This window comes from Escherichia sp. 20412-1 (assembly GCF_003027595.1).
GTDB classification, from domain to species: Bacteria; Pseudomonadota; Gammaproteobacteria; order Enterobacterales; family Enterobacteriaceae; genus Escherichia; species Escherichia marmotae.
The window spans coordinates 13,079-39,440 of record NZ_PYQM01000036.1 but is presented as its reverse complement, the minus strand read 5'-3'; the positions used below and the strand labels follow the sequence as shown (position 1 = coordinate 39,440).

At 51.0% G+C, this 26,362-nt stretch carries 23 protein-coding genes and 3 tRNA genes; 10 read left to right on the top strand and 16 right to left on the bottom strand.

Annotated features, from left to right (window positions below; all coding sequences use genetic code 11):
• Positions 1–542: 542 nt before the first annotated feature.
• Positions 543–1,874: an amino-acid N-acetyltransferase gene (gene argA / locus C7B16_RS19035; RefSeq protein WP_107179996.1), complete on the bottom strand. Its 1,332-nt coding sequence runs from the start codon at positions 1,872–1,874 to the stop codon at positions 543–545.
• Between the two features lie 230 nt (positions 1,875–2,104).
• On the opposite strand from argA, the gene amiC reads away from it, so the two are divergent.
• Entirely contained in the window at positions 2,105–3,358 is a 1,254-nt protein-coding gene (gene amiC / locus C7B16_RS19025; RefSeq protein ID WP_000016909.1) for an N-acetylmuramoyl-L-alanine amidase AmiC, read from the top strand.
• Positions 3,359–3,432: 74 nt separating this feature from the next.
• Here amiC and C7B16_RS19020 read toward each other — a convergent pair.
• The 3 genes from C7B16_RS19020 to C7B16_RS19010 all read right to left on the bottom strand — a co-directional run bounded on the left by C7B16_RS19020 (position 3,433) and on the right by C7B16_RS19010 (position 3,731).
• Positions 3,433–3,509: transfer RNA gene (locus C7B16_RS19020), tRNA-Met, on the bottom strand.
• Between the two features lie 34 nt (positions 3,510–3,543).
• Positions 3,544–3,620 (bottom strand) — tRNA-Met (locus tag C7B16_RS19015).
• A gap of 34 nt (positions 3,621–3,654) precedes the next feature.
• Positions 3,655–3,731: transfer RNA gene (locus tag C7B16_RS19010), tRNA-Met, on the bottom strand.
• Positions 3,732–3,939: 208 nt separating this feature from the next.
• Between C7B16_RS19010 and mltA the strand changes: the two genes are divergently transcribed.
• Together mltA and tcdA are read left to right on the top strand one after the other, a co-directional pair.
• Positions 3,940–5,037 carry a murein transglycosylase A gene (mltA, locus tag C7B16_RS19000; protein WP_000678632.1) on the top strand — a complete coding sequence of 366 codons (1,098 nt, stop codon included), beginning with the start codon at positions 3,940–3,942 and terminating at the stop codon, positions 5,035–5,037.
• A 76-nt stretch (positions 5,038–5,113) separates the two neighbouring features.
• Positions 5,114–5,920, top strand: a complete 807-nt coding sequence (gene tcdA / locus C7B16_RS18995; RefSeq protein WP_000117724.1) for a tRNA cyclic N6-threonylcarbamoyladenosine(37) synthase TcdA — start codon at positions 5,114–5,116, stop codon at positions 5,918–5,920.
• A gap of 55 nt (positions 5,921–5,975) precedes the next feature.
• On the opposite strand, the gene csdE is transcribed toward tcdA, so the two are convergent.
• On the bottom strand, positions 5,976–6,419 hold the full coding sequence (csdE, locus tag C7B16_RS18990) for a cysteine desulfurase sulfur acceptor subunit CsdE (RefSeq protein WP_000184239.1): 444 nt from the start codon (positions 6,417–6,419) through the stop codon (positions 5,976–5,978).
• Complete coding sequence (csdA, locus tag C7B16_RS18985; RefSeq protein ID WP_016249142.1) at positions 6,419–7,624, bottom strand: cysteine desulfurase CsdA; 1,206 nt, start codon at positions 7,622–7,624, stop codon at positions 6,419–6,421. Before csdA ends, csdE begins: the two co-directional genes overlap by 1 nt.
• Positions 7,625–7,816: 192 nt before the next feature.
• Here csdA and C7B16_RS18980 point away from each other — a divergent pair, with 192 nt between their 5' ends.
• From C7B16_RS18980 to rlmM, 4 genes are all read left to right on the top strand, one after another.
• Positions 7,817–8,044: a YgdI/YgdR family lipoprotein gene (locus tag C7B16_RS18980; RefSeq protein ID WP_038355739.1), complete on the top strand. Its 228-nt coding sequence runs from the start codon at positions 7,817–7,819 to the stop codon at positions 8,042–8,044.
• 351 nt (positions 8,045–8,395) lie between these two features.
• Positions 8,396–9,313, top strand: coding sequence for a glycine cleavage system transcriptional regulator GcvA (gene gcvA, locus C7B16_RS18975; protein ID WP_000044401.1), 918 nt, complete (start codon positions 8,396–8,398; stop codon positions 9,311–9,313).
• An 18-nt stretch (positions 9,314–9,331) separates the two neighbouring features.
• Positions 9,332–9,727, top strand: coding sequence for a DUF423 domain-containing protein (locus C7B16_RS18970; RefSeq protein WP_000203905.1), 396 nt, complete (start codon positions 9,332–9,334; stop codon positions 9,725–9,727).
• Entirely contained in the window at positions 9,720–10,820 is a 1,101-nt protein-coding gene (gene rlmM, locus C7B16_RS18965; protein ID WP_001045507.1) for a 23S rRNA (cytidine(2498)-2'-O)-methyltransferase RlmM, read from the top strand. The genes C7B16_RS18970 and rlmM overlap by 8 nt, the downstream gene beginning before the upstream one ends.
• Positions 10,821–10,863: 43 nt before the next feature.
• On the opposite strand, the gene fucR is transcribed toward rlmM, so the two are convergent.
• The 5 genes from fucR to fucP form a co-directional block, all read right to left on the bottom strand.
• Entirely contained in the window at positions 10,864–11,595 is a 732-nt protein-coding gene (gene fucR, locus C7B16_RS18960) for an L-fucose operon activator (RefSeq protein WP_010378533.1), read from the bottom strand.
• 57 nt (positions 11,596–11,652) lie between these two features.
• Positions 11,653–12,075 (bottom strand): L-fucose mutarotase, encoded by a 423-nt coding sequence (gene fucU / locus C7B16_RS18955; protein WP_000920827.1) that lies wholly within the window; start codon positions 12,073–12,075, stop codon positions 11,653–11,655.
• A 1-nt stretch (position 12,076) separates the two neighbouring features.
• Positions 12,077–13,495: an L-fuculokinase gene (fucK, locus tag C7B16_RS18950; RefSeq protein WP_105276448.1), complete on the bottom strand. Its 1,419-nt coding sequence runs from the start codon at positions 13,493–13,495 to the stop codon at positions 12,077–12,079.
• A 108-nt stretch (positions 13,496–13,603) separates the two neighbouring features.
• The gene (gene fucI / locus C7B16_RS18945) at positions 13,604–15,379 is read right to left on the bottom strand and encodes an L-fucose isomerase (protein ID WP_107179995.1); all 1,776 of its coding nucleotides are present in this window, start codon (positions 15,377–15,379) and stop codon (positions 13,604–13,606) included.
• Between the two features lie 31 nt (positions 15,380–15,410).
• Positions 15,411–16,727: an L-fucose:H+ symporter permease gene (fucP, locus tag C7B16_RS18940; protein ID WP_000528583.1), complete on the bottom strand. Its 1,317-nt coding sequence runs from the start codon at positions 16,725–16,727 to the stop codon at positions 15,411–15,413.
• A gap of 546 nt (positions 16,728–17,273) precedes the next feature.
• On the opposite strand from fucP, the gene fucA reads away from it, so the two are divergent.
• Positions 17,274–17,921, top strand: coding sequence for an L-fuculose-phosphate aldolase (gene fucA, locus C7B16_RS18935; protein WP_000440771.1), 648 nt, complete (start codon positions 17,274–17,276; stop codon positions 17,919–17,921).
• A 27-nt stretch (positions 17,922–17,948) separates the two neighbouring features.
• Positions 17,949–19,097 (top strand): lactaldehyde reductase, encoded by a 1,149-nt coding sequence (gene fucO / locus C7B16_RS18930; protein WP_000013549.1) that lies wholly within the window; start codon positions 17,949–17,951, stop codon positions 19,095–19,097.
• A gap of 103 nt (positions 19,098–19,200) precedes the next feature.
• Here the strand turns inward: fucO and xni are convergent, their stop codons facing one another.
• The 5 genes from xni to queF all read right to left on the bottom strand — a co-directional run bounded on the left by xni (position 19,201) and on the right by queF (position 25,663).
• Positions 19,201–19,956, bottom strand: coding sequence for a flap endonuclease Xni (gene xni, locus C7B16_RS18925; protein WP_024191905.1), 756 nt, complete (start codon positions 19,954–19,956; stop codon positions 19,201–19,203).
• A gap of 111 nt (positions 19,957–20,067) precedes the next feature.
• Positions 20,068–21,435 (bottom strand): L-serine ammonia-lyase II, encoded by a 1,368-nt coding sequence (sdaB, locus tag C7B16_RS18920; protein ID WP_000626404.1) that lies wholly within the window; start codon positions 21,433–21,435, stop codon positions 20,068–20,070.
• A 57-nt stretch (positions 21,436–21,492) separates the two neighbouring features.
• A complete protein-coding gene (gene sdaC / locus C7B16_RS18915) occupies positions 21,493–22,782 on the bottom strand; it encodes an HAAAP family serine/threonine permease SdaC (RefSeq protein ID WP_000450483.1) in 1,290 nt (429 codons plus the stop codon).
• Positions 22,783–23,338: 556 nt separating this feature from the next.
• Positions 23,339–24,703 (bottom strand): nucleotide 5'-monophosphate nucleosidase PpnN, encoded by a 1,365-nt coding sequence (gene ppnN / locus C7B16_RS18910; RefSeq protein WP_000627991.1) that lies wholly within the window; start codon positions 24,701–24,703, stop codon positions 23,339–23,341.
• Positions 24,704–24,814: 111 nt separating this feature from the next.
• Positions 24,815–25,663, bottom strand: coding sequence for an NADPH-dependent 7-cyano-7-deazaguanine reductase QueF (queF, locus tag C7B16_RS18905; RefSeq protein WP_000100401.1), 849 nt, complete (start codon positions 25,661–25,663; stop codon positions 24,815–24,817).
• Positions 25,664–25,730: 67 nt separating this feature from the next.
• Between queF and syd the strand changes: the two genes are divergently transcribed.
• Positions 25,731–26,276 carry a SecY-interacting protein gene (gene syd / locus C7B16_RS18900; protein ID WP_000342441.1) on the top strand — a complete coding sequence of 182 codons (546 nt, stop codon included), beginning with the start codon at positions 25,731–25,733 and terminating at the stop codon, positions 26,274–26,276.
• The last annotated feature ends 86 nt before the right edge of the window (positions 26,277–26,362 follow it).

The following is a 26,362-nucleotide window of genomic DNA, read 5'->3' as shown; positions in this document are numbered from 1 at the left end:
AATGCCTGATGCGACGCATGCGCGTCTTATTATGCCCCCGGGCATTGCGCATATCGCATCTGGCGATTTCAACCACTTACCCTAAATCCGCCATCAACGTCTTCGACTTGACGTAGGTCGGATAAGGCGTTCACGCCGCATCCGACGATGAGCGTCAATGCCTGATGCGACGCATGCGCGTCTTATTATGCCCCCGGGCATTGCGCATATCGCATCTGGCGATTTCAACCACTTACCCTAAATCCGCCATCAACGTCTTCGACTTGACGTAGGTCGGATAAGGCGTTCACGCCGCATCCGACGATGAGCGTCAATGCCTGATGCGATGCTAGCGTGTTTATCATGCCCCCGGAAATTGCGCATATCGCATCTGGCGATTTCAACCACTTACCCTAAATCCGCCATCAACGTCTTCGATTTGACGTAGGTCGGATAAGGCGTTCACGCCGCATCCGACGATGAGCGTCAATGCCTGATGCGATGCTAGCGTGTTTATTATGCACCCGGGCATTGCGCATATCGCATCTGGCGATTTTCATCGCTTACCCTAAATCCGCCATCAGCACTTTGGATTTACGCTGATAGTTGTACATCTGCTTTTTGCTCTCTGGCAGTGAATCAATATCCACCGGGGTAAAACCACGCTCCTGGAACCAGTGAATACTGCGCGTGGTCAGCACAAATAATTTGCTTAAGCCGCTTTGCCTGGCCTGGGCTGCGATACGCTCCAGCAGGACTTCACCACGGGAAGAACTGCGGTAATCCGGGTGTACCGCCACGCAGGCCATTTCGCCAATTTTCTCTTCCGGGAACGGATAGAGCGCAGCGCAGGCAATAGTTGTGTTATCGCGCTGAATAATGGTGAATTTGTCGATTTCCATCTCCAGTTGTTCACGAGAACGACGCACCAGAATACCTTGCTGCTCCAGCGGGCGGATCAACTCCAGAATACCGCCGATATCATTGATTGTTGCGCGACGAATCTGCTCGGCGCTTTCCATCACAATTTGCGTACCGATACCGTCACGTGAGAACAGCTCTTGTAGCAGCGCGCCATCTTCCTGATAACTGATTAAATGACAGCGACGAACACCGCTGCGGCAAGCCTTCACTGCACCACGTAAAAAGCGCACCGTACCGGAGTTGTAATCGCCTTTCTCTTCCTGAGCTTCTACCCGCGATTGCGCCTCGTTGGGGAAAAGCTCGGAGACGATGTCGCCGTCGTCATTGGTGACCCCCTGTGAAGAGCAAAAACCAATCATCTTCTCGGCTTTCAGCTTGATGGCGAGTTGAGTGGCAATCTCTTCCGAGGTCAGGTTAAAACTCTCGCCAGTGACCGAAACCGCCACCGGCCCCATCAGCACAATTGCACCGCTGTCCAGTTGGCGATGAATCGCTTCTTCGTCAATCCGCCGGATGCGCCCGCTATGACAGTAATCCACGCCGTCATCGACGCCCAGCGGCTGGGCAATAATAAAATTGCCACTGACGACGTTGATATGCGCTCCCTGCAATGGCGTGTTATTAAGGCTCATCGACAGGCGTGCAGTGATGTCCAGTTGTAATGTCCCCGCAGCCTGCTTTACCAGTTCCAGTGTTTCGCCGTCGGTCACACGTATATTTTTGTGATACAGCGGTTCGTGGCGATGCGCTGCCAGATTCGCATCTATTTGTGGACGCGCGCCATAGACCACGACCAGACGGATGCCGAGGCTGTGCAGCAACCCGATATCATTAACGATACTGGAGAAATTTTCATGCTCAATGGCTTCACCGCCGAGCATGATGACAAACGTTTTCCCCCGGTGGGTGTTGATATAGGGAACCGAATGGCGGAATCCCTCGACCAGCTCGGTTTTACGTTCCTTCACCACGGCACACCTCTTTGCATGATTATTCGAAATTAATGTATTTTTATTCTGTTTTTTTGTCGTGTGCAAGTGCAAATTTTATGCGTGAACATTTTTTTTATCAGTAATGCCGTGAATATAAAAAGAATGTTTACCGTTTTATAGATGACAGAATATGCGTCTTTCGCTAAAGTTTCCGGTCAAATTGGTCGTTTACTTGTTACACAGCTTAGATTTATTTGCTCGGGAGAGGCATGTCGGGATCCAACACTGCAATCAGCCGTCGTCGTTTACTGCAAGGCGCGGGTGCCATGTGGCTATTGAGCGTAAGTCAGGTGAGTCTGGCTGCGGTCAGTCAGGTCGTGGCGGTGCGCGTCTGGCCTGCGTCCAGCTATACCCGTGTAACGGTAGAATCAAATCGTCAACTGAAATATAAGCAGTTTGCGTTGAGTAACCCTGAACGCGTGGTAGTGGATATCGAAGATGTAAACCTGAACTCGGTGCTTAAGGGGATGGCTGCGCAAATTCGTGCTGACGACCCGTTCATCAAGTCTGCACGCGTCGGGCAATTTGATCCGCAAACCGTGCGGATGGTTTTTGAGTTAAAGCAAAACGTAAAACCGCAGATGTTTGCCCTCGCGCCAGTTGCCGGGTTTAAAGAGCGTCTGGTGATGGATCTCTACCCGGTCAATGCCCAGGATATGCAGGATCCACTGCTGGCACTGCTGGAGGATTACAACAAAGGCGATCTCGAAAAGCAGGTGCCGCCTGCGCAGAGTGGCCCACAGCCTGGCAAGGCTGGGCGCGATCGTCCTATTGTCATCATGCTTGATCCGGGCCATGGCGGCGAAGACTCCGGCGCGGTGGGGAAATACAAAACGCGTGAAAAAGATGTGGTATTGCAAATTGCCCGCCGTCTGCGCTCTCTGATCGAGAAAGAGGGCAATATGAAGGTGTACATGACGCGTAATGAAGACATCTTCATTCCGTTGCAAGTGCGTGTAGCAAAAGCACAGAAACAACGTGCTGACCTTTTTGTTTCTATCCATGCAGATGCCTTTACCAGCCGCCAGCCGAGCGGTTCTTCCGTGTTTGCGCTTTCGACCAAAGGCGCGACCAGTACTGCGGCAAAATATCTGGCACAAACTCAGAACGCCTCGGATTTGATTGGTGGCGTGAGCAAAAGCGGTGACCGCTATGTCGACCACACCATGTTCGATATGGTGCAGTCGCTGACCATTGCCGACAGCCTGAAGTTTGGTAGGGCAGTCCTGAATAAACTTGGCAAAATCAACAAGCTGCATAAGAATCAGGTTGAGCAGGCCGGGTTTGCTGTACTGAAAGCGCCAGATATTCCATCTATTCTCGTCGAAACGGCGTTTATCAGTAACGTTGAGGAAGAGCGCAAACTGAAAACGGCGACTTTCCAGCAGGAAGTTGCAGAGTCTATCCTCGCGGGGATTAAAGCGTATTTTTCTGATGGGGCGACGCTGGCGAGAAGGGGATAGTAAAAAAGCGCTGAATAGCGCTTTTTTTATGGAAGAGCAGAAATAAAAAAACACCCATAAGGGTGCTTAATAATTGGTTGCGGGGGCCGGATTTGAACCGACGACCTTCGGGTTATGAGCCCGACGAGCTACCAGGCTGCTCCACCCCGCGTCACCGTACTGCTTTTACTTCGTCAAATTTTGATTGGTTGCGGGGGCCGGATTTGAACCGACGACCTTCGGGTTATGAGCCCGACGAGCTACCAGGCTGCTCCACCCCGCGTCACCGTACTGCTTTTACTTCATCAAATTTTAATTGGTTGCGGGGGCCGGATTTGAACCGACGACCTTCGGGTTATGAGCCCGACGAGCTACCAGGCTGCTCCACCCCGCGTCCGTGGATGCGCACTATACTCCGCTCGCGTTTTCATGCAACCTTTTTTTTACCCGGATCACGGAATTGGGATGTTTTTGAACAAAAACAAACCACTAAAGCCTATTTTTTGTGCAAAATTTGCGTCAGGGAGCGGCTACGCATTTCATTAAACCCAACGGTTTGTTATCTTCGTTGCGCCTTATTTTTTAACCTGAAGAAGAGAACAATGAAAGGACGTTGGGTAAAGTACCTTCTTATGGGCGCAGTCGTAACGATACTTGCCGCCTGCTCCTCCAAACCAACCGATCGCGGACAGCAATATAAAGACGGGAAATTTACCCAGCCTTTCTCTCTGGTGAACCAGCCAGATGCCGTTGGCGCGCCAATTAACGCCGGTGATTTTGCCGAGCAAATTAACCATATCCGTAACGCGTCGCCGCGTCTGTATGGCAACCAGAGTAATGTTTATAACGCGGTGCAGGAGTGGCTGCGCGCAGGTGGTGATACCCGCAATATGCGTCAGTTTGGCATTGACGCCTGGCAGATGGAAGGGGCGGATAACTACGGCAACGTGCAGTTTACGGGTTACTACACACCGGTAATTCAGGCGCGCCATACTCGCCAGGGCGAGTTTCAGTACCCTATTTACCGTATGCCGCCAAAACGCGGTCGTCTGCCGTCTCGTGCGGAGATCTACGCGGGGGCACTGAGCGATAAATATATCCTTGCTTACAGCAACTCTCTGATGGATAACTTCATTATGGATGTGCAGGGGAGTGGATATATCGATTTTGGCGATGGCAGCCCGCTTAACTTCTTCAGCTATGCCGGAAAGAACGGTCATGCCTATCGCAGTATTGGTAAGGTTTTGATCGATCGTGGCGAAGTGAAAAAAGAAGATATGTCGATGCAGGCGATTCGTCACTGGGGCGAAACGCACAGTGAAGCCGAAGTTCGCGAACTGCTGGAACAGAATCCATCTTTCGTCTTCTTTAAACCGCAATCTTTCGCGCCGGTGAAAGGGGCAAGTGCAGTGCCGCTGGTTGGCCGTGCGTCGGTTGCCTCTGATCGTTCGCTTATCCCACCAGGTACTACCTTGCTGGCAGAAGTGCCGCTGCTGGATAATAACGGCAAATTCAATGGTCAGTACGAACTGCGTCTAATGGTGGCTCTGGATGTCGGTGGCGCAATCAAAGGCCAACACTTCGATATCTATCAGGGGATTGGCCCTGAAGCTGGCCACCGCGCCGGTTGGTACAATCACTATGGTCGTGTCTGGGTGCTGAAAACGGCCCCGGGCGCAGGTAACGTTTTTAGCGGCTGATGTGATATTCTGTACGCCGTTTTTACGGATAAGCCAGGGTGAGGGATAACCTCACCCTTTTTAATTCTGAGGTGCTATGTCTGTTGTAATAAGTGATGCCTGGCGTCAGCGTTTTGGCGGCACAGCGCGTCTGTATGGTGAAAAAGCGTTGCAACTGTTTGCTGATGCGCATATTTGTGTCGTCGGTATCGGTGGTGTCGGTTCCTGGGCGGCGGAAGCTCTGGCGCGAACGGGGATTGGCGCAATCACACTTATTGATATGGATGATGTGTGCGTCACCAATACTAATCGGCAAATTCACGCGCTGCGCGATAACGTCGGGCTGGCAAAAGCTGAAGTGATGGCGGAACGTATTCGCCAGATTAACCCGGAGTGCCGGGTAACGGTGGTGGATGATTTTGTGACGCCGGATAACGTAGCGCAATATATGAGTGCCGGTTATTCGTATGTGATTGATGCCATTGATAGCGTGCGACCTAAAGCGGCGCTGATCGCTTATTGCCGTCGCAATAAAATCCCATTGGTCACGACCGGTGGCGCAGGCGGGCAGATTGATCCGACGCAGATTCAGGTTACTGATCTGGCAAAGACAATTCAGGATCCGCTGGCGGCGAAACTGCGCGAGCGCCTGAAAAGTGATTTTGGCGTGGTGAAAAACAGTAAAGGTAAGCTCGGCGTGGACTGCGTTTTCTCTACCGAAGCACTGGTGTACCCGCAGTCAGACGGTACGGTGTGTGCGATGAAAGCCACGGCAGAAGGGCCGAAGCGGATGGATTGCGCGTCAGGATTTGGCGCGGCAACGATGGTAACCGCCACCTTTGGTTTTGTTGCGGTTTCTCATGCGCTGAAGAAGATGATGGCGAAAGCGGCGCGTCAGGGGTAAACATTAGGTCGGAGGCGACGTCTGGTGCGTCTTATCCGACCTTGAACGTGCAACATCAAGCTTGCTTCGCCGCCGCGATAATCGCCTCGCTTAACGCATTCAGCCCTTGACTGCGTGAGGCGCTAAGTTGCGCACGCAATCCCAGCTCATCAAACAATGCCAGCGGCGACTGTGCCTGTAACTCGGCAGCGGTTTTCCCCTCCACTGCGGTCAACAACACGGCCAGCAGACCGCGCACAATGCGTCCTTCGCTATCACCAAAGAAATGCATCTTGCCGTTTTCAGCGACGCTATACCCCAACCAGACGCGGTTTTCGCATCCGGCAATCTCTTTGGCCTGCGCTTTTAACTCGTCTGGCAAAGCAGGAAGCTGTTTCCCCAGCATAATCAACTGGCGATATTTATCTTCCCATTGCGTCAGCGGCGCGAAAGTGTTGTGTAACGACTCTGCCGTTACGGTTGTGCCGAACGGATGTCCGGCGAATTGCGGGTTCGTCATTAATCCACCAATAATTCCAGTGCGCGGTCAACGGCGTTCACCAGCGCATCCACATCACTCTTTGTATTATATGGCGCAAAAGAGGCGCGCAGAGTGCCGGTTACGCCTAATTCTGCTAACAGTGGCTGAGCGCAATGCTGCCCGGCGCGTAGGGCAATGCCATACTCCGCCAGCAGCGTTACCATATCGCTATGATGAACACCGGCGAAATCAAAGGCCAGCAGGCTGGAGTCCTGACAGCGGAATGAACGAAAGCCAGGACGTTTTGCCAGCGCCTCTTCTGCGAGCGTCGCCAGACTGCGACTCCAGCTTTCTGCCTGGTTGATATCATAATCTGCCAGCCATTCCAGCGCCGCGCTTAACCCAATGACGCCTGCGACGTTGGGCGTTCCGGCTTCCAGTTTCCACGGCGCAGATTGAGTGGTGAAGCCGTCAAAACTGACTTCGTGGATCATTTTGCCGCCGCCCAGCCAGGGCGACATTGCTTCCAGCAGTTCTGGTTTGCCATACAGCACGCCGATACCTGTCGGGCCATAAAGTTTGTGACCTGAAAAAGCGTAGAAATCGATATCCAGTTGCTGAACATCGGCAGGGAAATGCACCGCCCCCTGAGCTCCATCAACCATCACCACCATTCCGGCGGCGTGGGCAAACGTAATCGCTCTCGCCAAATCCGGGCAACCACCGGTGACGTTCGACATCTGGCCCAGCGCCAGAATCCGGCTACGAGGAGTCATTAGCGCTGGCAATAAATCGACATCCGGCAACCGCTGCGCATTAAGCGGCAGTTTCACCACTTTGGCTCCAGTTTGTTGGGCGACCATCAGCCAGGGAACAAGATTGGCGTGATGTTCTGCCACACTGACAATAATTTCATCGCCTGGTTGCAGGCGTGGACGGGCATAACATTGCGCCACCATGTTAATAGATTCGGTGGTGCCACGTGTCCAGACAATAGTTTTGTCATCCGATGCATTCAGCAGTTGGGCGACTTTCTCCCGCGCGGCCTCATAACGTGCGGTTAACCGTTGGGCTTCGGCGTACTGGCTGCGATGCACGTTTCCAGCACTCAGGCTATAGAACTGCCGGGTTGCCTCAATAACGGCTTCGGGTTTGAGCGCAGTAGCGGCGCTGTCGAGATAGACGCCCGCATCCTGTAATGCGGGAAAGTGCGCGCGAAACGGCGCGGGATTAAAAACGTTCATGGTACTCCTCGGCTTGATAAACCGATCGTGGCGCAAAATTCACTTCGACACAAGGATAGCCCTAACCTTCGGATTCATCTGGATATCCAGGCGAAAGCGACTCGGTCGCTTATGCTTAATAGTGTTAGGCGTTAATTTTAGCCTGTTAATGAATTTTTATTGCGAGTGAATAATCGCTTTAAGGAGAAGAAGATGAAAAAGACTGCCGCAATTATCTCTGCCTGTATGCTGACTTTTGCCCTTAGTGCCTGTTCCGGTTCAAACTATGTCATGCACACCAACGATGGACGCACCATTATTGCCGATGGCAAACCGATGACGGATGATGAAACCGGTATGATTTCTTATAAAGACGCTAATGGCAACAAACAGCAGATCAACCGCACTGACGTGAAAGAGATGGTCGAACTGGATCAGTAATTCACGATCGCAAGGTAAAAAAAAAGCACCGCAATTAGGCGGTGCTACATTAATCACTATGGACAGACAGGGTAAATGTACAGGAAGTGAAAAAAGGTAGCTTTGCTACCATGGTCTGAATCGCAGACCAATTGCAAACACAACAACACAACATCACAACCGTAAGCCAAAAGTTCACCAGAACACGCATTCCGATAAAACTTTTCGTTCCGGCTCAGGAAGTGCCGCCACTATAGGTATTTGCTGGTAGAAGCTCAACGGACAAATTATAATGGCTCAGATAAAAAAAACTAATAGGTTACATACTGTGATCTAATTGTTAAATTCATTTAACATCAAAGTTTAAAAGCCATGTCAAAACGATTACCACCGCTAAATGCCTTACGAGTTTTTGATGCCGCCGCACGCCATTTAAGCTTCACACGTGCAGCAGAAGAGCTTTTTGTGACTCAGGCCGCAGTAAGTCATCAAATCAAGTCACTTGAGGACTTTTTGGGACTAAAACTGTTCCGTCGTCGTAATCGTTCACTTCTGTTGACCGAGGAAGGGCAAAGCTATTTCCTCGATATCAAAGAGATATTTTCGCAATTAACTGAAGCAACGCGTAAACTCCAGGCCCGTAGCGCCAAGGGTGCGTTGACGGTCAGCTTACTCCCCAGTTTTGCCATCCACTGGCTGGTGCCGCGACTTTCCAGCTTTAATTCAGCTTATCCGGGAATCGATGTTCGAATCCAGGCGGTCGATCGTCAGGAAGATAAACTGGCGGACGACGTTGATGTCGCTATATTTTATGGCCGTGGCAACTGGCCAGGGCTGCGGGTGGAAAAGCTTTACGCCGAATACCTGTTGCCAGTATGTTCGCCTTTGCTATTAACCGGTGAAAAACCCTTGAAGACCCCGGAAGATCTGGCTAAACATACGTTATTACACGATGCGTCCCGTCGTGACTGGCAGACATATACCCGCCAGTTGGGGTTAAATCATATTAACGTTCAGCAAGGACCGATATTCAGCCATAGCGCCATGGTGCTACAAGCTGCCATTCATGGGCAGGGTGTGGCGCTGGCAAATAACGTGATGGCGCAATCTGAAATCGAGGCTGGACGTCTTGTCTGCCCGTTTAATGATGTTCTGGTCAGTAAAAATGCTTTTTATCTGGTATGTCATGACAGTCAGGCAGAACTGGGTAAAATAGCCGCCTTTCGCCAATGGATCCTGGCGAAAGCCGCTGCTGAACAAGAAAAATTCCGCTTTCGTTATGAACAATAATTTACGTAGGGTACGACCATGACCAGCCGTTTTATGCTGATTTTTGCCGCCATTAGCGGTTTCATTTTTGTGGCTCTGGGCGCTTTTGGTGCACATGTTTTAAGTAAAACAATGGGAGCCGTTGAGATGGGCTGGATCCAGACCGGCCTTGAATACCAGGCGTTCCATACACTGGCGATTTTGGGGCTGGCAGTGGCGATGCAGCGTCGCATCAGTATCTGGTTTTACTGGAGTAGTGTTTTCCTCGCGTTAGGCACGGTGCTGTTCAGCGGCAGCCTTTATTGCCTGGCGCTGTCTCATCTGCGTTTGTGGGCGTTTGTCACTCCGGTCGGTGGTGTGAGCTTCCTCGCGGGTTGGGCGTTAATGTTAGTCGGTGCTATCCGTTTAAAGCGCAAGGGCGTAAGTCATGAATAAGGTTGTATTGTTGTGTCGTCCGGGCTTTGAAAAAGAGTGCGCCGCAGAAATTACCGATAAAGCCGGTCAGCGGGAAATCTTCGGTTTTGCCCGCGTGAAAGAGAATGCGGGTTATGTCATTTATGAATGTTATCAACCGGATGATGGCGATAAGCTAATTCGTGAGCTGCCGTTCAGTTCATTAATTTTTGCCCGCCAGTGGTTTTTGGTAGGAGAACTCCTCCAACATTTGCCGCCAGAAGACCGCATTACGCCTATTGTTGGCATGTTGCAGGGCGTGGTGGAGAAGGGCGGTGAACTGCGTGTTGAAGTCGCGGACACCAACGAAAGCAAAGAGTTACTGAAATTCTGCCGTAAATTCACGGTTCCGCTACGGGCTGCCTTGCGCGATGCGGGCGTGCTGGTGAACTATGAAACACCGAAGCGTCCGGTGGTGCATGTATTCTTCATTGCCCCAGGTTGCTGCTATACCGGTTACTCTTACAGCCACAATAATTCGCCGTTCTATATGGGCATTCCGCGTCTGAAGTTTCCGGCAGATGCGCCGAGTCGTTCCACGCTCAAACTGGAAGAGGCATTTCATGTGTTTATTCCGGCGGATGAGTGGGATGAACGCCTGGCGAACGGGATGTGGGCGGTGGATTTAGGTGCTTGCCCGGGTGGCTGGACCTACCAACTGGTGAAGCGCAACATGTGGGTTTATTCCGTCGACAACGGCCCGATGGCGCAAAGTCTGATGGATACCGGGCAGGTGACATGGCTGCGGGAAGACGGTTTCAAATTCCGTCCGACACGCAGCAATATCTCATGGATGGTATGCGATATGGTTGAAAAACCAGCGAAAGTTGCGGCATTGATGGCGCAGTGGCTGGTTAATGGCTGGTGCCGTGAAACAATCTTCAACCTCAAACTGCCGATGAAAAAACGCTACGAAGAAGTGTCACACAATCTGGCGTATATTCAGGCACAGCTTGATGAACATGGCATAAATGCTCAGATTCAGGCGCGGCAGTTATATCACGATCGCGAAGAAGTGACGGTGCATGTCCGTCGTATCTGGGCTGCGGTAGGTGGTCGTCGCGACGAGCGATAACGGGCAAGGCCGGGGCGTCGTCTCCGGCCTGCTACCATTGCCATCAGGCTGTCACCAAAGAAGCCGCAACCTGGCGCTCATCAGAAATAATGTGCGTGACCTCATCCAGATGCCCGATGCGGGCTTCTCCAGAACGATTAAATTTACTTTTATCAATCAATAACAACGATTGCGCGGCACGTTTTAATAGCATCGATTTGTAGTCAGCGTTGATCGCATTGGAGTCCCACAGTGCGCCGCTGCTGTCGATCCCTTCGCAAGAAAAAATAAACAGATCGATTTCCAGCGATTTAAGCTGGGAAATCAGCGAGGGATTGACGTAACAACCATATTTGCGCTCAAGTGTGCCGCCGGAACTGATCAGTTGAATGCGTTCGCGCTTACCGAGTTCATGACAAATTGGATGGCTATTGGTGAAGACCTGAATGTCGATGTCAGGCAACTGGCGTGCCAGATACCAGCAAGTTGAACTGGCGTCTAAGGCGATCACCATCCCTTCTTCAATCCACGCGAGCGCTTCGCGGGCAATATCTGCTTTATGCGCATAATGGCTTTTCAGCCGGATATGAAAGGGATCGCCGCTGTCTTGATTTTGACGGTGGATATATTTAGCGCGCCCATGATTGCGCAGAATTTTACCCTGCGTCTGTAATTCATTGAGATCGCGACGAATGGTTTCTTTACTGACCTTTAGCTGTTCAGAGAGAGCTTCCGTGGTCAGGCTGGTATGGTTCAGCAGCAGGTCGACTATCGCTTGCTGGCGTGCCGCTTTCATATTTTTCACCCCATCATTCGATAACCGCCCGCGTCATGCGGGCGTACCGGTATGAGATTACGGTGTTACCCCTTTTTTTAAAAGAATATTCCCGTACTTCGCTCGTTCGCCTGTGATAACGATCGCAAAGGCTTTTTGTGCCCGTTCATAAAACGCAAAACGGTCGATGCGGGTGATTTCAGGGCACGGGGTCTGTAGTGAAAGCGCATCACGATAGCGTTGTTCCACTTCAGGATCGAGGGTGTCACCTTCTACTGCCGCCATCATCACCAGCGGCGGCGCATAGCTGTCCAGTTCAAATAACGGGATAATTGCCTGGAGCAAGTCGCTCACTAACAGGCCATCAGCGCGGATCACCTGTGGTCCCATCGCATGGGCGGGAAAGTGAGCATCGGAAAAAATAATTTCATCTCCATGCCCCATCTCTGCCAGCACTTTCAATAGTTCGGGAGAAATTAACGGCGAAATTGTTTTCAGCATTTCACACTTCCTCTGTAAATTCGGGTTCAGTTTGTGGGTAGAAATAACGGTACTGATAATGGATTTGCGCGCGGGCTTCTTCCGGGCTGTTAAATTCCCCTACGCCATACCAGCCAAACAGCGCAGCTCCTGCGACGGTCGTTTCGGCATCGTCGAGAACTTTTACCGGAATATCAAGCACATTGGCTTTAATCTGATTCCACAATGTGTTGCGACTTCCGCCACCGACTAACAACAATTCAGAGGCTTTAAAGTGGCCGATTTTTTCCAGCATCTGTAGATTGCGCTGTAACTGCGCGGTTAATCCTTCCAGTGCCGCGCGATAGAAATGCCCCCGCGTGGTATTGAGCGTCACTCCTTGCCAGCCTGCGTCCTGACATGACAATAAATCACACTGCATTTTCACGCCGTCCGCGCCCGGTGGGATCAGACGAGCTTCTTCAATCAGCATTTGCCACGGAGTTTCAGTAGTCCATAACAGTTTTCTCACCCATTCCAGCACACCGGATGCCAGCCATTGCATACCCGGGTTATACAAACCTGCCTGGCTGTCCAGTTCACAGGTAGAACCGGCGTACTGACTAAGCAGTGAAGTATCAACCTGCGCGCTGCGAACCATTAAAATTTCCCATGTACCGGAAGAGAGCACGGGTTCATTTTGTTCGGCACCCGCGCCAAAAAGGGCGAACTGAGTATCGTGACCCGCGGAGATCACCGGTATGCCAACGGGTAAGCCGAGCATTGCTGCGGCGCTGTTCTGTAGTGTGCCAATCTGTTCACCGGCCTCCACCAGACGGGGGAAAAGGCGGCGTGGAATACCGGTGGCTTGTAAAATTTGCGGACTGAAATCGCGTTGCTGGATATCCAGCATCTGGCTGGTTCCGGCCATGGTGATATCAGTAGTGAATTCGCCGGTTAAACGGTGGTTAATCAGCGACGAAATAAAGAGCCAGGCGTGCGCGCGTTCCAGCAGTTGTGGATGGTTTTCTTTCAACCATACCAGCTTATATAACGTGTTGAAACTAAAGGCTCCGACACCAGAAATGGCCTGCAACTGCTGTGCGGAGATCAACCATTCAATATTGTCCATTACCGCTGCTGTTCGCGGACATTTCCAGCTAATGACCGGATAAAGCAGATTTCCTTGCTTATCAACCAGAGCGCCGTCCACACCAAAGGTCGTTACGGCGATACCGCGGATGTGGCATTCAGCCAGTTCACTGTTGATTTGCCGACAGCAATCAGCGAAGCGTTGCAAAATAGCGTCTAAAGACCACTGGTGCCAGGTGTTGTTTTCCATCGCGATATCGCTGGCATTAGGCGTTGAGGCGCGGGCAACAATTTTTCCCTGCCGATTAACCGCGATGGCCCTGACATTGGTCGCGCCACAGTCGAGTACCAGGATAACTTCTTGTTTCATAATCGCTCCTGCAATATAGCCGGATAACATTGCTTATCCGGCTAACCACTCTTGCTTGTTCAGGCCCGGTAGCCGGAGCGACCGGGCATCACATCAGGGAGTAATGTATTAACGCTTGTACAACGGACCGTAGTTCTGGCAAGCGCGGTAATCCTGGCCTTCAATATCCATGCCGTGCGCGGCCCAGGCAGAAGGACGATACACTTTTGTCTCTTCAACGTTGTGCATACATACCGGGAGCCGCAGCATTGAGGCGAGAGTGATAAAGTCTGCGCCGACGTGGCCGATGGTCAGAACGCCGTGGTTAGCGCCCCAGTTCGCCATTACCGAGTACACATCCGTAAACGGCCCTTTGCCGGTGAGGCGCGGTGCAAACCAGGTGGTTGGCCAGGTTGAGTTGGTGCGTTTGTTGAGGATGTCATGCACATCCTTCGGCAACTCCACACTCCAGCCTTCCGCGATTTGCAGTACCGGTCCCAGGCCTTTAATAATGTTGACTCGAGTCATGGTGAACGGGACGCCGCCTTCAGTGAGGAAGCGGGAAGAGTAACCGCCGCCACGGAAATATTCGTGGATCGCCGGGCACCATTCGGTAGCGGCGAGGCAAGCGTCAGCCTCTTGCTGGGAGATTTCCCAGTGCGGCTTCATCGTCGGTTTTCCTTCGCTGTCGCGTTGTTTACAGGAACCGTCCAGCGCAGCAGAACCGGAGTTGATCAAATGGATGATGCCGTGTTCTGCCAGCCCGTCCAGTTTATGCCCCGTTACGCGCTCAATTGCTTCAGGTGACCAGTAGGTACGCACATCGGCAAATACCTGAGCGGTGCCGGTGAGCTGGTGACCCATTAGCATTGCCACGCCGTTAAGACTGTCGTTTTCGGTAGCCACGACAAAGGGTTCGCGCACGCCATTCCAGTCAAATGAACTGTTGAGGATCGCTTCGGCGGTGTCGCCATTTGGATATTGATCGGTCCAGTGACGTTGTCCCTGGAAGCCCGCCGCAATGGCGTTGTAGCCAAGAGATTCTTCCACGCGACCGATATCAGCCAGTTTGCTGTTGCCTTGCATCATGTCGCGGATACACATTGCCATCAGCAAACTTTCGCGCAGAACTGCGCGGCTTTGTTCGGCATTACGTTGATATTGTTTGTTATTTTCATCTTCGCCATAGCGGAAGTTTTTATCAGCCCAGGCCAGCGCCATTTCCAGTTCTGCTTCGTCGTAAATCTTCTGATCAATACGGCGACGCAGTTCGGTCATATCCACCGCCTGGACTTTCATTCCCAGCCAGGATTCAAAGAAGTTGTGGTCAACGATGGAACCGGCGATCCCCATCGAAACGCCGCCCAGTGACAGATAGCTTTTACCTTTCATACTGGCGACTGCCAAACCGGCACGGGCAAAGCGCAGCAGTTTTTCTTCAACGTCGGCAGGAATCGATGTGTCATCGGCATCCTGAACGTCATGGCCGTAAATGGAGAATGCCGGGATACCTTTCTGACTGTGAGCTGCCAGGGCTGCGGCGAGGTAAACAGCGCCCGGGCGTTCAGTGCCGTTAAAGCCCCAAATGGCTTTCGGACGGGTAGGGTCCATGTCGATGGTTTCACTGCCATAGCACCAGCAAGGCGTTACCGTAATGGTGAGGCCTACATTCTGGCTGCTGAATTTTTCTTCGCAGGCGGCGGCTTCAGCCATCCCCGCGATACAGGTATCGGAAATGATGCACTCGACGGCAGCACCGCAGGCATGGCGCAGTTTCTCGGTTAGCAGTGCGGCCGTGGCTTTCGCCATATTCATTGTTTGTTCTTCAAGCGACTCACGAACACCCATGCGACGACCGTCAATAACCGGGCGGATACCAATTTTCGGTAAGCTGATTTTCTTCATTACAGATTCCTCACTTTATTCGGAAATATGTTCAGTTAATTGCCGTTTGAGAACGGAAACGGGCAAAGATAAAGATGACCGCGAAGCAGAGTGCGGGGATCAGTTCGGCAGTGGGGATGTTGCCCGCCGCGTCACTGACAAAACCCATGACTGGAGTGACAATACCGCCGCCAATAATGGTCATAACGATGAAGGACGAGCCGTATTTGGTGTCCTGGCCGAGATTCTTAATACCCAGCGAGAAGATTGTTGGGTACTGAATCGACATAAAGGCGCTGCATAAAGTCAGGGCTATTAAACCCACATGACCGCCAGCGAAGGCTGAGATCAGGCACAGTGCCATAGCGATTAATGCGTAGGCTGCCAGGACTTTGTGTGGTGCAAAGCGACTGATGAGCCAGGTGCCGGTGAAACGACCAATAAAGAAGCACACCATGGTTCCGGTTAAATAGTTAGCGGCAAAGCCTGCGGTCATACCTGGAATTTCTTCTACAGCGTAGCGAATCAAATAGCTCCAGCAGGCCGTTTGCGCGCCGACGTAGCAGAATTGCGCTAATACTGCCCAGCGCCAGTGGCGAATACGCGCCAGGCGAGAAAGCGATGCGGAGAACGATCCTTGTTTGGCGTCACTGTGATTATCACTCTGCAATGCTGGGAATTTCGTCAGCATGATCAGCAGGGCGACCAGTAACACGATAGCCACGATGATCATATAAGGTGTCTGTACCGATAATACCAGGCTGTGTTTATATGCACTCAATTGCTCTGGTGACATTTTATCGAGGACGTCTTGCGATTGATGTGGCACGTTAGACAAAATAAGTCTTTGCCCAAAGACAACCGCGATAATTGCGCCAAACGAGTTAAATGTTTGCGCAAGATTTAAGCGAAAGTGACCGCTGCTTTCTGGCCCTAATACCGTAACAAAAGGGTTTGCGGCAGTTTCCAGACAGCCTAATCCGGCTGCAATAATAAATAGGCCAACTAAAAATAAGGTGTAGTTCATTATTTCTGCAGCGGGCCAGAATAATGCAGCGCCGAAGGCATATAAAAACAACCCGGTAATAATCCCTGCTTTATAACTGAGTTTTTTCATCAATATCCCGGCAGGGATTGGGATAATGAAATAACCAAAATAAAAGGCCGATTGGATCAGGCCTGCCTGGAAGTTTGTCAGCGTAAAAGCCTGCTGAAATTGAGGCAATAAAATGTCGTTAAGGTTATTGGCTACCGCCCAAAGAAAAAACAGTGAGCACAGCAGCGCGAATGGAATAATGTAACTTCTGCTTTGCCCTGCATCTTTATCTACCGCACGGTAACTCTGCGTTTGTATTGATGTGTTTCCCATAGCATCCTCTTAGGTTCAGAAGCTTAAGCACGTAATCGGTTATGTTTTCAAAAGTGCAAAACCAGCGAGTCCGGGCTTCATGCCAGTGAATATTTGCCTGTCAGAAATGAACTCATGGATTCATTTTCAAATAAAAAACGCTCTGTAATATGACGATGGTCACACTTATTAGCTGGGAGGTGACTTTATGTGACTACCATCACTTTAATAATCGAAATTTCATGCCCGTTTCAGAAAATAAATCATAAAAAACACAAACCAGATGACCGTATTAATTGTTTGTGCCGAAAACGGGCATTTCTGGCTAGGGGAAATAGAAAAATGACCGTTTTGATAAATATTTTTAAGAGCGGTCATTTTTAACGAGGTTATAAAAAGAGACCTCGTAGTTATTTACTGTGATTAGTTGAGCCAGGTCACAAAATATAAGCTTGTGAATTTCTTTCCGGTTAATCAGGAAGAAGATGGTGGGTAATTAAACGGCTAATTCAATAGTGTGAAAGGAACAACATTATTGTCCTGTTTTGAATCAGAGAGAGGTAGCTAATGGAACGAAATAAACTTGCTCGTCAGATTATTGACACTTGCCTGGAAATGACCCGCCTGGGACTGAATCAGGGAACAGCGGGTAACGTCAGTGTACGTTATCAGGATGGGATGCTGATTACGCCTACAGGCATTCCGTATGAAAAACTGACGGAGTCGCATATTGTCTTTATTGATGGCAACGGTAAACATGAGGAAGGAAAGCTTCCTTCCAGCGAATGGCGTTTCCATATGGCGGCCTACCAAAGCAGACCGGATGCCAACGCGGTTGTTCACAACCATGCCGTTCATTGCACGGCAGTTTCCATTCTTAACCGGCCGATCCCCGCCATTCACTACATGATCGCGGCGGCTGGCGGAAATTCCATTCCTTGCGCACCTTATGCGACCTTTGGGACACGCGAACTTTCCGAACATGTTGCGCTGGCTCTCAAAAATCGTAAAGCAATTCTGCTACAACATCATGGGCTTATCGCTTGTGAGGCTAATCTGGAAAAAGCGTTATGGCTGGCGCATGAAGTTGAAGTGCTGGCGCAGCTTTATCTGGCGACCCTGGCGATTACTGACCCGGTTCCAGTACTGAGCGATGAAGAGATTGCCGTGGTGCTGGAGAAATTCAAAACCTATGGATTACGGATTGAAGAGTAATTTCGTAAAGCAACAAGGAGAAGGATGATGGCTAACAGAATGATTCTGAACGAAACGGCATGGTTTGGGCGGGGCGCAATTGGCGCTTTAACCGATGAGGTGAAACGCCGTGGTTATCAGAAGGCGCTGATCGTGACTGATAAAACGCTGGTGCAGTGCGGCGTGGTGGCGAAAGTGACCGATAAGATGGATGCCGCCGGGCTGGCATGGGCGATTTACGACGGCGTAGTGCCGAATCCGACAATCACCGTAGTCAAAGAAGGGCTGGGTGTATTCCAGAACAGCGGTGCGGATTACCTGATCGCTATTGGTGGTGGTTCTCCGCAGGATACCTGTAAAGCGATTGGCATCATCAGCAACAACCCGGAGTTTGCCGATGTGCGTAGTCTGGAAGGGCTTTCACCGACCAATAAACCCAGCGTACCGATTCTGGCGATCCCCACCACGGCGGGCACTGCGGCGGAAGTGACCATTAACTATGTCATCACTGACGAAGAAAAACGGCGCAAGTTTGTTTGCGTTGATCCGCATGATATCCCGCAGGTGGCGTTTATTGATGCTGACATGATGGATGGTATGCCACCGGCGCTGAAAGCCGCGACCGGTGTCGATGCGCTGACTCATGCCATCGAGGGGTATATTACGCGTGGTGCGTGGGCGCTGACCGATGCGTTGCATATTAAAGCCATTGAAATTATTGCCGGTGCGCTGCGGGGATCGGTTGCCGGTGATAAGGATGCCGGAGAACAGATGGCGCTCGGACAGTATGTCGCGGGCATGGGCTTCTCGAACGTTGGGTTGGGGCTGGTGCATGGTATGGCGCACCCGCTGGGCGCGTTTTATAACACCCCGCACGGTGTTGCGAACGCCATTCTGTTACCGCATGTTATGCGCTATAACGCCGAATTTACCGGCGAGAAGTACCGCGATATTGCGCGCGTAATGGGCGTGAAAGTGGAAGGCATGAGCCTGGAAGAGGCGCGTAATGCTGCTGTTGACGCGGTGTTTGCTCTCAATCGCGATGTAGGTATTCCGCCACATTTGCGTGATGTTGGTGTACGCAAGGAAGACATTCCGGCACTGGCGCAGGCGGCTCTGGACGATGTTTGTACCGGTGGCAACCCGCGTGAAGCAACGCTTGAGGATATTGTAGAGCTTTACCATACCGCCTGGTAATTGCGCTGATGTGATAATGCCGGATGCGACGCTGGCGCGTCTTATCCGGCCTACACGGTCATGAAATTCAATGGGGTGTTAATCGGTAGCATCCGGTATCTCTTTACCGTACCAACCGTAATTGCTGTAAATTGCCGTCGATATGCAAATCAGTTTGTAAGCGGGCAATATCGCGGCACAGAAACGCCATCTCTTTATGTACTTCTAATTTTTTGCGCCACTTTTCGGCAACCGTGTCGAGATTCTCATAAATTCCTTCCAGACTCTGAAACTCGACCAGCAACTGCGTGGCGCTTTTCGGGCCAATCCCTGCAACACCCGGCACCTTTGAACTGCTGATCCCCGCCAGCCCCCAGTAATCGGGCAACTGTTGCGGTTGAACGCCAAATTCTTTATCGATAAACGGCGCATCCAGCCAGCGTTTCTGGAAGTAATCGCGAATGCGCAACGTTGGCGAAAGTAGCTGGCAGTAGCCTTTATCTGTCGAAACAATGGTTGCCTGATGCCCGGCCTGCGTCACTTTGACCGCCAGCGTAGCGGCTAAGTCATCGGCTTCGTTGCCGCTGGCTGACCAGCACGGGACGCCGCGTTGCTCAAAGGCGGCGCGTAATGCAGGCATTTCGTTGTGCAACTCTTCCGGCATTGGTGGGCGACCCGCTTTGTAATCCGGTAAACGTTGATGACGCCAGCCGCTACTGCGGTTTTCATCATCAAAAACGGCGACCGCGTGGGTTGGCTGGCTGTGCATAATGAGCTGATCGAGCGCGTGCTGGCAGGTCTCCACGCAGGGCGAACCCTGAACGGCATGAATGCGACGGATAAGATTCAGTGCATCGACGATAAGCAAATGAACAGCCACGATAACCCCCTTAAAGATCAGGCGATAAGGGTAACATTCGATACCGGAACAGGCTACGGCTGGATGAGAAAACAGGAAGAGGCCTCGCAAAACGAGGCCTCTGGAGAGAGATTAATCGCAGGCAACGATTTTCATCGCCAGGCCGCCGCGAGATGTTTCGCGGTACTTGGCATTCATGTCTTTACCTGTTTCGTACATGGTTTCGATAACTTTATCGAGGCATACGCGTGGCTCGCTGGTACGGCGCAGTGCCATACGTGCAGCGTTCACTGCTTTCACTGCTGCAATAGCATTACGCTCGATGCACGGCACCTGTACCTGTCCGGCGACCGGATCACAAGTCAGGCCGAGGTTATGCTCCATAGCGATTTCTGCCGCGATGCACACCTGCGCCGGGCTTGCGCCTAACAGTTCAGCCAGGCCAGCCGCAGCCATAGAGCACGCCACACCAACTTCACCCTGGCAACCCACTTCGGCACCAGAAATCGAGGCGTTCATCTTATAAAGAGAACCAATCGCGCTGGCAACCAGCAGATAACGAGCCAGTGAGTTAGCGTTCACTTCGCGGATAAACTTGTCGTAGTATGCCAGCACCGCCGGGATAATTCCGCACGCGCCGTTAGTCGGCGCAGTAACCACTCGACCACCTGCTGCGTTTTCTTCGTTTACCGCCAGTGCGAACATGTTGATCCAGTCGACAACCGCCATTGGGTCAGTTGTGGTCTTATCCTGGCTAACCAGCATTCGACGCAGTGCCGCCGCACGACGTGGAACGCGCAGTTTGCCTGGCAACACGCCTTCGGTGGAAATACCGCGCTCAATACCGCCGCGCATCACTTCCCAGACGTTCGCCAGATGCTGTTCCAGCTCTTCTTTGCTGTGCAGCGCCAGCTCGTTTTTCATCATCAGGCCAGAGAGTGACAGACCAGTTTCCTGGCAATGTTTTTGCAGGTCGGCTGCTGAACTGTAAGGATAGGGAACTTCAACCGGTGCGCTATCCTGCTGACCAAAATGTTCTTCATCAACGATAAAGCCACCGCCGATGGAGTAGTAAGTCTGACTGTAAACAACTTTGTCGCCTGCCAGAGCGGTGATGCGCATACCATTCTCATGCAGAGAAAGGTTGTCAGCATGGAAGTTCATGCACTGATCAACCGGGAACTCCACTTCGTGCTGACCGTTTGCCAGCATCAGACGACCGTGAGTATTCACATCCTGAATAAAACCAGGGATAGAGTCGATATCCACGGTATCTGGCAGATTACCCGCCAGACCCATAATAATGGCGATATCCGTGTGGTGGCCTTTACCGGTCAGAGAGAGTGAGCCGTAGACGTCAACCACCACGCGGGTTACGTCTTTCAGCAGATTACGGGCAATCAGATCGTCGGTAAATTGTTTACCCGCTTTCATCGGTCCAACGGTATGAGAGCTGGAAGGGCCAATGCCGATTTTGAAAATATCGAATACGCTAATCATAGGAAATACATCGCGTTAAAACGGAGGAAGCGCCGCCCGAAAGCGGCGCGAAAGGACTTAGCTGAACAGAGAGTAGAAGATTGCGGAGATAGCAATCAGACCCATCACGACAACGAATACGTTGCTGATGTGACCGCTGTACTTACGCATTGCCGGTACTTTCTGGATTGCGTACATCGGCATCAGGAACAGGATCATCGCGATGATTGGGCCGCCCAGGGTTTCAATCATACCCAGGATGCTCGGGTTTAGGGTGGCAACAATCCAGGTTGTTACCAGCATGAACAGCGCAGTGATACGGTTCAGCTTGTTGATTTCAATAGACTTACCTTTACCACGCAGTGATTTAATCACCATACCGTTGAAGCCTTCACGCGCGCCCAGGTAGTGGCCGAGGAAGGATTTGGTGATGGCAATCATCGCGATAATCGGTGCCATCCACGCGATAATCGGCGCATTAAAGTGGTTAGCCAGGTAAGACAGAATCGAGATGTTCTGTTCTTTTGCCGCAGCCAGGTCTGCCGGAGACAGGCTCAGTACGCAGCTAAAGACGAAGAACATAACGGTCAGCACCATCATGATGTGTGCGAATGCCAGGATCTTAGAGCATTTCTGTTCTGCCATATCGCCGTACTCTTCACGCTTCGCAACGGCGAAAGAAGAGATGATCGGAGAGTGGTTGAACGAGAACACCATGACCGGAATCGCCAGCCACAGAGTCATCCACAGACCGTTACCGGTAGAAGCTGCAGTATCCAGAGACAGAGTTTCCAGCGCCGCGCCGTTCCACTGTGGGATCAGGTACAGAGCCAGCAGCATCAGAACTGCAACGAACGGGAATACCAGGATGCTCATTGCTTTAACGATCATCTGCTCACCGAAGCGAACGATGGTCATCATACCCACGATCAGGATCAGGGACAGAATCGCACGCGGCGGCGGTGTCATGCCCAGTTGGTGGGCCATGAAGCTTTCTACCGTGTTAGTGATTGCCACGCTGTACACCAGCAGGATCGGGTAAATAGCAAAGAAGTACAGCAGGGTAATCAGTTTACCTGCGCCAACACCGAAGTGTTCTTCTACTACCTCGGTGATGTCTTCGCCCGGATTTTTACCAGACAGTACGAAGCGAGTCAGGCCGCGGTGAGCAAAAAACGTCATCGGAAACGCAAGGATGGCCATGATGATCAGCGGGATCATACCGCCAACACCGGCGTTGATTGGCAGGAACAGTACACCCGCGCCGATTGCTGTACCATAAAGGCCCAGCATCCACATGGTGTCTGTCTTGCGCCAGGCACTGCGAGAGTCTTTCGACGCAATCGTGCTGGTTTGAGTTGTTTCCATCTATTTCTCCTGGAGGAATGCAAATAATTCAGCTTTTAGCCAGTTCAGCCCGGGAAGGTGCCTGGCCGTAAAAATGAAATCTGTCTATCGGCGATGGCTCAATCATTTTCCGCCGTAATAATTTGAGGGCGGAAAGATACACACAACTTATGTCTCTATCAGTGATCTTGATCTCAAATACAATAATCTACTTGGAAGATAGATAATCCCAACGCTTTACTCTGTAAATCAAAAGTAAAAGAGAATTTAAGGGCGATATTTGCCCACTAAACGACATCTGTTTTCTTCCGGGGCGCGCAATATATGTAGGTTGAACTGAAAAAATCAATACTTTTAGTTAATCATGATGAGATTTTATTTTTATCAGCGATAAAATGCGGTTTATAAAAGCAGGTAAACGTTTGCGTTACAATATAAATTGTATGACATATTGATGTTGGTGATATTAATTGCATGATGACGTGCTGAAATATTCAGATGGAAAATGAAATAGATTGCTTAGTGAGTGACCAGGGAGAACAAAACCCGGCAACGATCGTTACCGGGAGAAGGGAGATTAAGTGCAGATTTCGTAGCAAGGGATATAGGCAGAGCCAGGCAACTTCATACGATGCTGGGCGACAAACCCCTGAAGCAGGTCGTCCATACGACGCATAATCTCTTTATCGCCGTTGATTTTGTAAGGGCCAAACTCTTCAATGGCGCGAATACCGACTTCTTTCACGTTACCCGCAACAATACCGGAGAATGCTCGACGCAGATCGGCGGCCAGCACTTCAACGGGTTGATCCGGGTAAAGCTTCAGATTGGCCATGTTCTCGTGAGACGGCTCAAACGGCATTTGCAGATCTGGCGCAATGCGCATTGACCAGTTAAAGCTGTACGCATCGCCGGTATCGCGACGGTTTTCTTTCACCAGCGGCATCGCTTTTTTCATCTGACGTGCTACTTCGGCAGCGTCATCAATAATGATGCGATAATGGCGGCGCGCGTTTTCTCCCAGCGTATGTACGACAAATTCGTCCAGTACGCGGAAGTAGTCGGCGCTTTCTTTCGGCCCGGTGAGGATCAACGGTAAAACCTGATCTTTGTTGGCCGGATTCATTAAAATTCCCAGCAAGTACAGCAACTCTTCTGCCGTACCCACACCACCCGGGAAAATAATGATGCCGTGAGCGATACGCACAAACGCTTCAAGACGTTTTTCGATATCCGGCATGATGATCAGTTCGTTGACCAGTGGGTTAGGCGGTTCAGCGGCGATAATCGACGGTTCTGTCATACCAATAAAACGACTGTCTTTGTAACGCTGCTGTGCGTGACCTACTGCTGCACCTTTCATCGGCGCTTCCATCGCTCCTGGACCGCAGCCGGTGCAGATATTCAGCTCGCGAAGCCCCAGTTGATTACCAACGCGCCGTGCATACAGATATTCGTTTTCATTGATGGAGTGACCACCCCAGCACACCACCATATTCGGTGCTTCGCCTACATGCAGCGCGCGCGCGTTGCGCAATATAGAAAAGACCAGATTAGTAATGTGGACAGAGTTGTCGAGATTCAGATTGGGAAAACGAACGGTGTTATGGATTTGCCCGTAGACGAAGAGAATGTCGCGCAGAACCGCAAACAAGTTGGCCTGTAAGGCGCGGATAATGCGCCCATCGACGAAAGCTTCTTCCGGAGGGTTGATCAGTTCCAGCTTAACACCGCGTTCACGGCGCAACACGTTAATGTCGAAATTTTCAAAACGGGATAGCAATTCTTTGCTGTTATCGGTGAGGCTACCGGAGTTCAGAACGGCAAGTGAACAGTTGCGAAACAGTTGATAGAGGTCGCTGCTGGCGGTGCGTTTAAGCATGTCCACCTCCAACTGCGACAACATATCCATGGAGCCAAGTGGGCTAATATGTGTAATCAAGAAAAACTCCTTATGGGACAATTATTGTCATTCCCTTTGATTACAATAGCCCTGCCTGATGGCCTTTCACAACTCTATGCTTGAATCCAGCACGCAAAACTGAAAAAAAATTTATTGTCGTACCAGTCGGGTAGTCGATGGGACAAAGTCACTATTGCTACGCCAGGGGTTAATGTCCAGACCGCCACGACGGGTATAACGAGCGTAAACGCTTAATTTTTCTGGCTGGCAGAAGCGCAGCAGATCATTAAAAATACGCTCTACGCATTGCTCATGGAACTCGTTGTGATGACGGAAAGAAACCAGATAACGCAGCAGTTTTTCCCGATCAATCTTGTGTCCACGGTACTGAATTTGAATGGAACCCCAGTCTGGCTGATGGGTGATCAGACAGTTTGATTTCAGCAGATGGCTAACCAGCGTCTCTTCCACCACTTTTTCACCGCTGGCGGCATTCTCAAGGTAGTCAGTGGTGAATTCATAGTTATCGATAGCGATATCCTGCTCATCAATGCAGGTGCCATTGAAATGACCCATTGGCTGGCCTTCCAGTTCATCGAGTCGATATAACGCCACGCTGACCTTACCCTGGGCGCAGGTACTTAAATCGCGCTCCAGCGTCTGGCGCACCTCTTCCCAATTGTTAAATCGAGTCTGATTAAAGCTATTGAGATAGAGCTTAAAACTCTTCGACTCAATGAGATTCACGCTGGTGTAATCAAGTTCAACATGACCCACAGCGACCTGCGGTAAACCTTTCGCATTTAGCCAGGAAAGCTCATATAGCGTCCAGATATCCGCGCCGTGAAAAGGCAGGTTATCCGCTTTCAGACCCAGTGGATCGCGATTCAGACTACGCGGAACGCCTTGCAGCAGGCTGGCGTCATAGGTATCCCTGTAATCGGTTGATTTTCCGAGAGTCAGGCCTGCAAGTGCCTGATGGTTTGCATAAGAAGACATGTTTCACCGTCATAAACCAGATAAACTAAACAACAAGTGTATCTGGTTTAAGTGAAGAGAGAAATTAGTGGACGATTTGACCGCACAAGCCCTGAAGGATTTTACTGCGCGCTACTGCGATGCCTGGCATGAACAGTATAAAAGCTGGCCGTTAAGTGAGGAGCTGTATGGCGTTCCTTCGCCATGCATTATTTCAACCACCGAAGACGCCGTATACTGGCAACCTCAACCGTTTACCGGTGAGCAAAATGTAAACGCGGTTGAACGGGCGTTTGATATTGTGATACAACCCACAATTCATACCTTCTATACGACCCAGTTTGCCGGGGATATGCATGCGCAGTTTGGTGATATCAAACTGACATTACTGCAAACCTGGAGCGAAGATGACTTCCGTCGAGTGCAGGAAAATCTGATTGGCCATTTGGTTACTCAGAAACGTCTAAAACTGCCGCCTACGCTATTTATCGCGACGCTGGAAGAAGAGCTGGAGGTAATCTCGGTGTGTAATCTCTCAGGCGAAGTATGCAAAGAGACACTGGGAACGCGTAAACGGGCGCATTTAGCCTCAAATCTTGCGGAATTCCTCAACCAACTTAAGCCTCTTCTGTAATCCAAATACCCCGTCTTGTTGTGAGAGATCTCTTACAGACCCTGTAGGAGATCGCCAGGAAATAAGCGAATACTTAATAAGATGAG